At 68.9% G+C, this 7,767-nt stretch carries 9 protein-coding genes; 2 read left to right on the top strand and 7 right to left on the bottom strand.

Translation table 11 applies throughout. The features are described 5' to 3' along the window. The 4 genes from FrCorBMG51_RS18330 to FrCorBMG51_RS27185 form a co-directional block, all read right to left on the bottom strand. A partial coding sequence (locus FrCorBMG51_RS18330) for a rhodanese-like domain-containing protein (protein ID WP_162233241.1) occupies positions 1 to 1,547 on the bottom strand: 1,547 nt, incomplete at its 3' end. Between the two features lie 86 nt (positions 1,548 to 1,633). Then, on the bottom strand, positions 1,634 to 2,413 hold the full coding sequence (locus FrCorBMG51_RS18325; RefSeq protein WP_047224285.1) for an SDR family NAD(P)-dependent oxidoreductase: 780 nt from the start codon (positions 2,411 to 2,413) through the stop codon (positions 1,634 to 1,636). Between the two features lie 164 nt (positions 2,414 to 2,577). Beyond that, positions 2,578 to 2,802, bottom strand: coding sequence for a hypothetical protein (locus FrCorBMG51_RS28520; RefSeq protein WP_139342417.1), 225 nt, complete (start codon positions 2,800 to 2,802; stop codon positions 2,578 to 2,580). 816 nt (positions 2,803 to 3,618) lie between these two features. Beyond that, positions 3,619 to 3,801, bottom strand: a complete 183-nt coding sequence (locus FrCorBMG51_RS27185; protein WP_235433709.1) for a type II toxin-antitoxin system Phd/YefM family antitoxin — start codon at positions 3,799 to 3,801, stop codon at positions 3,619 to 3,621. 329 nt (positions 3,802 to 4,130) lie between these two features. Between FrCorBMG51_RS27185 and FrCorBMG51_RS18315 the strand changes: the two genes are divergently transcribed. After that, on the top strand, positions 4,131 to 4,418 hold the full coding sequence (locus FrCorBMG51_RS18315) for a type II toxin-antitoxin system Phd/YefM family antitoxin (RefSeq protein WP_047224283.1): 288 nt from the start codon (positions 4,131 to 4,133) through the stop codon (positions 4,416 to 4,418). After that, complete coding sequence (locus FrCorBMG51_RS18310) at positions 4,415 to 4,684, top strand: type II toxin-antitoxin system RelE family toxin (protein ID WP_047224282.1); 270 nt, start codon at positions 4,415 to 4,417, stop codon at positions 4,682 to 4,684. Before FrCorBMG51_RS18315 ends, FrCorBMG51_RS18310 begins: the two co-directional genes overlap by 4 nt. 55 nt (positions 4,685 to 4,739) lie before the next feature. Here FrCorBMG51_RS18310 and FrCorBMG51_RS18305 read toward each other — a convergent pair whose 3' ends face one another. The 3 genes from FrCorBMG51_RS18305 to FrCorBMG51_RS34985 all read right to left on the bottom strand — a co-directional run bounded on the left by FrCorBMG51_RS18305 (position 4,740) and on the right by FrCorBMG51_RS34985 (position 7,426). Further along, positions 4,740 to 5,408 (bottom strand): potassium channel family protein, encoded by a 669-nt coding sequence (locus FrCorBMG51_RS18305; RefSeq protein ID WP_047224281.1) that lies wholly within the window; start codon positions 5,406 to 5,408, stop codon positions 4,740 to 4,742. After that, positions 5,401 to 6,741, bottom strand: coding sequence for a TrkH family potassium uptake protein (locus FrCorBMG51_RS18300; protein WP_047224280.1), 1,341 nt, complete (start codon positions 6,739 to 6,741; stop codon positions 5,401 to 5,403). The genes FrCorBMG51_RS18305 and FrCorBMG51_RS18300 overlap by 8 nt, the downstream gene beginning before the upstream one ends. A 460-nt stretch (positions 6,742 to 7,201) precedes the next feature. After that, complete coding sequence (locus tag FrCorBMG51_RS34985) at positions 7,202 to 7,426, bottom strand: hypothetical protein (RefSeq protein ID WP_200902495.1); 225 nt, start codon at positions 7,424 to 7,426, stop codon at positions 7,202 to 7,204. Between the last annotated feature and the right edge of the window lie 341 nt (positions 7,427 to 7,767).

Below are 7,767 nucleotides of genomic sequence, written 5' to 3'. Positions count from 1 at the left end.
CGGCGGAAGCCGGCCTTCCGCAGCTGCGGATCGGGCTGCTGCCAGCCCAGGAAGACGACGTCGTCCGCGGGATGCAGGAATGTCCCGTCACCGCTTTCCAACGGGTGTCCGAGGGCGTGCCACGCGCTCGTGCCCCCGTCGAATGCAAGCACCGGGCGGGTCGTGGCCCGCCCCAGTTCGACGGCCGCGAAACGCGCCAGGACACCGTCCTCGGAGGTCAGCACGATCGGTCCGGCCCCTGGGATCTCGTCCACCGTGTCGGCGAGACGGGCACGGATCGCGAAGCTGGCGCCCGGAATGTGCCCCGTCCGGTAGCCCGGGCTCGGCTGCAGGTCGATCACCTGTGGGCCGGCCGACGCGTCGAGCTCGGCGCGCAGCCGCGCCGGGGTGACGAGCTCGTAGCCGTCCTCGGGCATGCCGAGCACCCGCCGTGCCACCGGGCCGGCCACGAGCGCCTCGTCCGACAGCGCGTCCTCGAGGACGAAGACCTCACCCCAACCGAACTGGATGATCCACGAGGCCACTACGGTGGCGCGGACCAGGTCGTTGTCGACCAGGACGATCCGCGCGTTGTGCGTCGCTATGTGCCGGAACACCCATGGCGCTACGTCCCAGCTCGGCGCGGAGTGCGAGCCCGGCAGATGCCCGGTTTCGAACTCCTCCGGAGTTCGCACGTCCAGGACGTACAGCGAACGCTCGTCGGCGGCGTCGCGGAAGCGCCGCAGCGCCTCCCGGTCGATGCGCCTGACGCCGAACCGCTCGGCGATGCGCGCGGCCGAGGCGCGCGCGGCGTCGAGCGCCTCGCCGGTGGGGAGCGGGGCGGTGGCGCGCCTGCCGTGGTCGAGTTCGTGGCCTTCCAGGACCCAGGACTGGGTCCCGCCCTCCAGCGAGACCACCCGGTTCGGCAGGCCGGCGTTGATGAGCACCTGGGCACCGAGGATGCTGCGGGTGCGCCCCGCGCAGTTGACGACCACGAGGGAGTCCGGCGACTTCACGATCTCACCGGCGCGGTAGACGAGTTCGGCGCCGGGAATCGACGTGCCGCCCGGCAGGCTGTGGTTCTCGAACTCCGCCAGCGGGCGGCTGTCGAGCAGGACCACGTCCTCGCCGGCATCGAGCCGGCTGAGGAACTCGGGGACGCTGATGTGCGGTGTCTGGTAGATCTCCTCGATCCACTCCCCGAAGGCCTGCCCGATGACGTGGTCACCGCCGGTCTGCACCTTGTGGCCGGCCTCGGCCCACGCCCGCACACCGCCGTCCAGGACGGACACGTCGGTGTAGCCGAGTTCGCCGAGCCGGCGGGCGCCGCGTTCGGCGAGGCCCTCCGTACCGCTGTCGTAGACGACCACCGGGGTCGAGCGCCGCGGGATGAGGGCGTCGACCCGCAGTTCCAGCCTGCTCAGCGGAACCGAGACCGCGAGCAGGATGGAGCCCTGCTCGGCCGTGACGCGTGCCTCCCGGACGTCGATCAGCGCGAACTCCGCCGATCCGCCCAGCAGATCATGCAGATCCTTCGCCGAAATTGTCGGGACTGGGATAGCGGTCAACGTCGAACTCCCTGGTCACGGTCTGGATAAGGAATGGGGCTGGTAGGCGGCGAGGCCGGAGGCCAGCGGCCACCGGAGATCAACGATCAGTAGTAGATGAACCCGGGGACCCCGCCACCGGCGACGATGGCGTCACCGGTGATGGCCACACTGCGCGGCGACGCGAGAAAGGCCACGACCCACGCGACCTCCTCCGGCTCGACGACACGCCCGATGACGTTGTTGACCAGACGCGCGCGATCGCCTGCCCCGAAAGCCCCGCTCTCCTGGAGTTCGAGGTAGCGCTCGGTGCGGGTCGCCCCGGGATGCACGACGGTCACGTTGATCCCGTGCGGCCCGAGTTCGTCCGCGACGTTCTTGGTGAGCGCGACGACCGAGGCGTTGCGCACCGAACCGATGACGGAGACCGTCTGTCGCGCACCGGTTCCGCTGATGTTGATGATGCGACCCCACCCGTTCTCGATCAGCAGCGGAGCGACCGCGCGAATGGTGCGCAGATACCCGATGACCTTGACGTTGATCTGCCGCTGGAACCAGTCGTCGGTGGCGTCGACGTAGCTGGGGCCGTGCTGCGCGGGCTGTTCGGCCGCGTTGTTGACCAGAATGTCGACACCGCCGAACTCACCTCGCACCGTTTCCACGAGAGCCCGCACGGAATCGTCGTCGCCGGTGTCGGCCGTGACGGCCAGAACGCGCGCGCCCGTCTCGTCCCGGATCAGCCTGGCGGCATTCTCCAGCACCTCGCCACGGCGGGACGTGATGGCGACCGACACCTCCTGGCGCGCCAGCTCAAGCGCGATCGCATATCCGATCCCGGTTCCGCCACCGGTGACGATGGCACGCTTACCGGACAGTCCGAGACCCATTTTTCAACCTATCTGAACCCGTGGGCTGTCGATGCGCGTCACAGCGCCTCGCAGCGAACCGGAAAATGTCGTGGCAGACCGGGAGAGGTCATTGCGCGGCTGCGGGCCGCGACTGGCCGTGGTCACGGATCGTGATATCCGCTCCGTGACCACGGTCGGTGTGTTCAGCCCGCCGCCGTGCAGATAGCGCCGGAATCCTCGGAGCGCGGCCCGGCAAGCTGTGTCGCCAGCGAGACGACGCGCGCGTTCGGGATACGTCCAGTAACGCCTGTGGGCGTGTCGCGGTGCACCTCAAGCAACACGACACCACGTCCGGGCGAAAGTTTCTCCCGCACTTTCTCGGCGGTGACAACAGCATGCCTCACATCGACGGGGACAGTGGTCACCATGTTTCTCCCTCACCGCCGGAGGTCTCACGTACAATCAACGTCTCACATACAGTCAACAGAGGATACGTTCACCGAACAAGACCTCCGGGAAAGATCGCCGGACAACCAGTACACAATCCCGCCGTATGCCGGTGAATCTACCTCTCCGTTCGCGGATTTTTAAGCGATATCCGCTACGGGAACCGTGTAGCAGAACTTGAAGGTTCCGGCGCCGCTCCGGGCAGGTTGAACTACCCGCCGTACATGACCTGTCCATCGGCGCTCCGCCCGCCGCGGCGGCGCGAGACGTGCGGACGCACGGCTTCCGGTCCGCGTCCCACGGGCACCGCCGTGGATCACGGCTCGCCGCGCCACGGCCGGCCAGCCGGAGTTCCACGCCGGGCACAGCGCGCCAGCGCCGCGTCCTGTCCGCCCACCGCCACCGGTCGGATGCGGGCCGGGTCGCCCGCGTGCCGTACCCGCGTGCCGTCCTCGTGAGGAGATGTATCCGGTGCGTTGCGAGCGTGTTCCAGATATGCAGCCGGGGAGGTTACAGCGGCGCGGGCGGGAAAGAGGGACAGGGAAGTATGTCTGCCATCAGCGCGGCCGTGCTTCCCGGCGGCCGTCGACGGGCAGCACGATCCGAAGGAGCCACCGCCGTGAGCCAGTTGACGATCACCGACCGGCAGCGGGCCGCCCTGCGGGACCTGGCCGCCTTCCCGCTGCTGGCGGGGATCCACGGCCGCCNCTACGCGCCCGCGTTCCCCAACTACAGCGGGTCGGCGAGTGGGCGCGCCTTCCCGTCGGCCGCCGGGTTCCACACGGCCGAGTTCTTCTTCACCGACGACACGGGCACCTACTTCCTGCCCACCCGGGACGCGCCAACGCCTCCCCGTTGCCCTGCGGCGCCGGCATGATCACAGCGACGCGCCGACCGCTACGGGTGACCATGATCGTCTCACCGTGTTCGGCGTCGTCGAGAAGCGCGCTGAAGTTTCGGGACGCCTCGGAAGCCGTCATCACCCGCATGAAGATTCATAGTAGCTGATTCAGATCCCCTGATATCCCTTGGTGATCCGATCGGCACGCGGATCCGTCGGCCGGGCCGCTGGGACCAGCCCCGTCCGCGACGCGTTGCCTGCCCACGGACAGAGCATCCCAGCGGACAACGCCGATACCGCCCGTGAGGGTGTCGTCCTTGACGAGGTGGGACAGGCCGGGCCCTGCCCCACCTCGGACATGTGCCGGCCGGGCCGGGCAACCTCGCGATCACGGACGGTGCGCGAGCGGCGGGCGGGCCGCCCCATCCGGAGAGTCTCTGCGTACACAATTCTGGGTACACTTCTGGTGTGGACGACAGTCAGAACGAGCTGAGCGCGAGGGATGCCCGCGCCCACTTCGCCGAAGTCATCACGCGCGCCCAGGGTGGAACGCCCACCATCATCACGCGCAACGGCCAGGCCGTGGCCGCGGTCGTCCCCATCGAGGACTTCAACGCCCTTGAAGACGCCATAGACCGATATTTCGCCCGGGATGCCGACCGCGACCTGGCGGAGAACCCCGACGCCCCCACCTACAGCATGGCCGAGGCCATCGCCGCGATATTCGAGGACGAGCCCGACCAGGGCGTCGCATGAAGTACGCGTTCCGATGGCGCGAACGGGCGGTCAGGCAACTACGAGCCATCCCACAACCGGTCGCGCTGACAATCCTGCGGGCCCTCAGCCCGCTCGGGGACGATCCGCGCCGCCCGGACGCACACGTGAAGAAGCTCGCCGGATACGAGGACCGCTATCGGCTGCGGGTCGGCGACTACCGGATCATCTACGACGTCCTGGACGGGCAGCTCATCATCCTGGTCGTAGGAGTGGGCCACCGCCGGGAGATCTACCGGACGATGTGACGGGTGGCCGACGACTGTGGACGCCCAGCCGTCTGTCCCACCGCCGCGGGCTGTGTCATCCGTTCCGGGTCTGGGCAAAGCGGACCGCCTTCTGGATCGGCCCGAGAACGACGATGAGATCGTCGGCTTTGACGACCGTGTCGGGGTGGGCGTAGTCGAAGTCCGCGCCGACGTGTTTTATACAGACGACCGTGACGCCGTGACGGCTGCGGATTCCGGTCTGGCCGAGTGGCTTTCCCACGATGTCGGCCGGCGGACGGGTCTCGACGAGCGCGTAGTTGTCGGACAGTTCGACGTAGTCGACCATCCGCCCGGTGACCATGTGGGCGACCCGCTCGCCCATGTCGTGTTCCGGGTAGACGACGCGGTGGGCACCGACCCGGTCGAGGATCCGGCCGTGCGCCCGGCTGACGGCCTTCGCCCAGATCTGGGCGATGCCGAAGTCCACGAGTAACGAGGTGGTGAGGATGCTCGCCTCGACGTCGCTGCCGATCGCGACAACCGCCCGGTTGAAGTCACCCGCACCGATCTGGCGCAGCGCCTCCTCGCTGGTGGTGTCGGCCTCGACCACGTGGGTGAGCTGCGAGCTCATCTCCTGAACGATCTTCCGGTCGGTGTCGACACCGAGGACCTGATGGCCCAACCCGACAAGCGTGCCAGCGAGTGCGCTGCCGAACCGGCCCAGCCCGATGACGAGGACGGCGTCCGGTTGAAACCTAGCCAACGATGGGTCGCTCCTCTGGTAGGCGGTAGAACCGGACCTGCTGGCGCAGGGCCAGCGCCGAGGCCGCGGTGACCGGCCCGATCCGGCCGATGAACATCAACACGATCAGCGCGGCCTGAGCCGGGCCGGGCAGCCCAGCGGTGATCCCGGTGGACAGGCCGACCGTGCCGAACGCGGACACCGCCTCGAACAGCACCTGGTCGAGGACGATGCCGCTGGTCTCGAGCAGTACCAGGGCACCGAGGAAGGAGACTCCGACGCCGAGCAGGGCCACCGCCAGCGCCTGGCGCTGCGCGGCCGGCGCCACCCGCCGCCCGGCAACACTCACGTCGTTCGCGCCACGCGCCTCCGCAATGATCATGAAACCGAGAATCGCGAACGTGGTCACCTTGATACCGCCGCCGGTGCCCGCCGACCCGGCGCCGATGAACATCAGGGCATCGGTCACCAGCCACGTCGTCTCGTTCATCGCCCCGAAGTCGAGCGTGTTGAACCCGGCGCTGCGCGGGCTCACACCCTGGAAGAGACCGGCCAGCGCTTTCTGCGGTACCGCCAGTGGCCCGAGCGTTGCCGGATTCGTCCACTCGAGCGCCAGCTGGGCGCCCACGCCGACGGCAGCCAGCACCGCGGTCGTCCAAAGGGTGATTTTCGAGTGCAGGGAGAGCCGTCGTGGTCGCCGCCAGGTGCGGCGCAGCTCGAACAGAACCGGGAAACCAAGGCCGCCCAGCACGAAGGCCACCAGCACAACCAGGCTGATCACAGGATCCGTGGCAAACGATGCCAGGTTGTTCGGGAACAGGGCGATCCCGGCGTTGTTGAACGCCGACACCGCATGGAAGATCCCCTGCCAGACCGCCGAACGTAACGCGGTGTCATACGCCGTCCAGAACCGGAGGGTGAGCGCGACCGCGGCCGCCGCCTCCACGATCATGCTGAGCGCGACGACGCCGACCACGACCCGGCGCACGGACCCCAGACCCAGCGTCCTGGTCTCGCTGGCGGCCAGGAGCCTGCCACGCAGACCGAGCCGGCGGCTGACGAGCAGCGCGAGCAGGGACGCCGCGGTCATGATCCCCAAACCACCGACCTGGACCAGTAATATGATCATGGCCTGGCCGAACGGGGTCCAGTAACTGGAGGTGTCGACCACGACATGGCCGGTCAGGCACACCGCCGACGTCGCGGTGAACAGGGCCACGAGCGGGGGCGCGCTGCCATGCCCCGCACGGGCGTAAGGGATCATCAGCACGAGCGTCCCGACCACGATCGCCCCCGCGAAGGCGGCCACCACGTAGAGCGCGGGGCTGTGTCTGCCCCCATCCGATCGCGTCATCCGGCGATCGCGCCCGCTGTCATCGGGCCCCGACGCATCCCACGCCAGCCGACCCTAGCCGAGAATCCGGATGGCGGCGGGCCCAATCAGGCCTCAGCTGTTGCGCGTTAAGGCCCAGTTCACCGTCCTGCCCCGCTCTGCGCCCGGTGGTGCCGAGTGTCGCAGCCACCGTCGGCGCGCCGGAATGCCGGGCGGGAGCGCCTCACGTGACAGAATGTGACAAATTCCTGGGACTGGAAGAAGATCCGGTGGACCGCCGCGCCGGCTGCCCGCGTCACATCGTCCGACGGATCTCCCAGCGACGGCCCACTCCCACGATCAGGATGACGAAAGATCATTCGACGTCGTTTTCAGGTGCTGCTTTCGCGCAGGCGCGCGGACCGCGAGTCGCCAGCGTGACCAACAGCTTCAATAGCCCCGCCCCTCTGGCTCGGGCAGGGGCTGGCCGCGGGGATGTCGCTCAGTGCCAGGTGTCCTGGTGGTGGGCGTGGGTGGGCAGGTAGGCGCCGGGGGTGAAGTGCCGGTCGTAGAAGTCGGTGTCGAGGTGCTGGGCCTGTAGGTAGTTGAGGATGTGGACGGTCGGGACGGTGCCGGGCAGCTTGCCGAAGGTGTCGTCGATGTAGCTGGCCTCGACGGTGAGCAGGTCGAGGAAGCGCTGGTCGTGGGGCGCGGCGGCGGAGCGCACCGCGGGGGTGTCCCGCCACGGCCCCGGGGTGTCGGGGTGGAACGGCCCGCCGGCGGCGTACTTGCGTTCGGCGAACAGGCGGACGGCGGTGGCGATGTCGGGAACGTGGGGGCGCGAGAGCGTCTCGAAGACGCCGGGCAGGCCGGTGGGGTTGGGCAGGGCCCACCGCTCGTCGGTCTGGACGTGGAAGCCGAGGCCGGGGACGTGCGGGTTGCCGGAGGCGCCGAGGATGCTCAGCCGGTCGACACCGTCGAAGGTCCAGCCGCCGAGGCCGAGCGCGCCGAGCAGCAGGTGGCCGTTGTAGACGCTGGTGATCAGCTCGGCGCTGGCCTCGGCGAGGG

The sequence above is a fragment of the Protofrankia coriariae genome (assembly GCF_001017755.1).
GTDB classification, from domain to species: domain Bacteria; phylum Actinomycetota; class Actinomycetes; order Frankiales; family Frankiaceae; genus Protofrankia; species Protofrankia coriariae.
The sequence above is the reverse complement of the archived record's forward strand: the minus strand, read 5'-3'. Positions and strand labels throughout refer to the sequence as shown.

Bases quoted from the DNA above. Each gene is read 5' to 3' on its own strand.
- FrCorBMG51_RS18310 (WP_047224282.1), top strand. From the start codon at position 4,415: ATGAAGTACGCGTTCCGATGGCGCGAACGGGCGGTCAGGCAACTACGA.
- FrCorBMG51_RS18300 (WP_047224280.1), bottom strand. From the start codon at position 6,741: ATGACGCGATCGGATGGGGGCAGACACAGCCCCGCGCTCTACGTGGTG.
- FrCorBMG51_RS18325 (WP_047224285.1), bottom strand. From the start codon at position 2,413: ATGGGTCTCGGACTGTCCGGTAAGCGTGCCATCGTCACCGGTGGCGGA.
- FrCorBMG51_RS27185 (WP_235433709.1), bottom strand. From the start codon at position 3,801: ATGACGGCTTCCGAGGCGTCCCGAAACTTCAGCGCGCTTCTCGACGAC.
- FrCorBMG51_RS28520 (WP_139342417.1), bottom strand. From the start codon at position 2,802: ATGGTGACCACTGTCCCCGTCGATGTGAGGCATGCTGTTGTCACCGCC.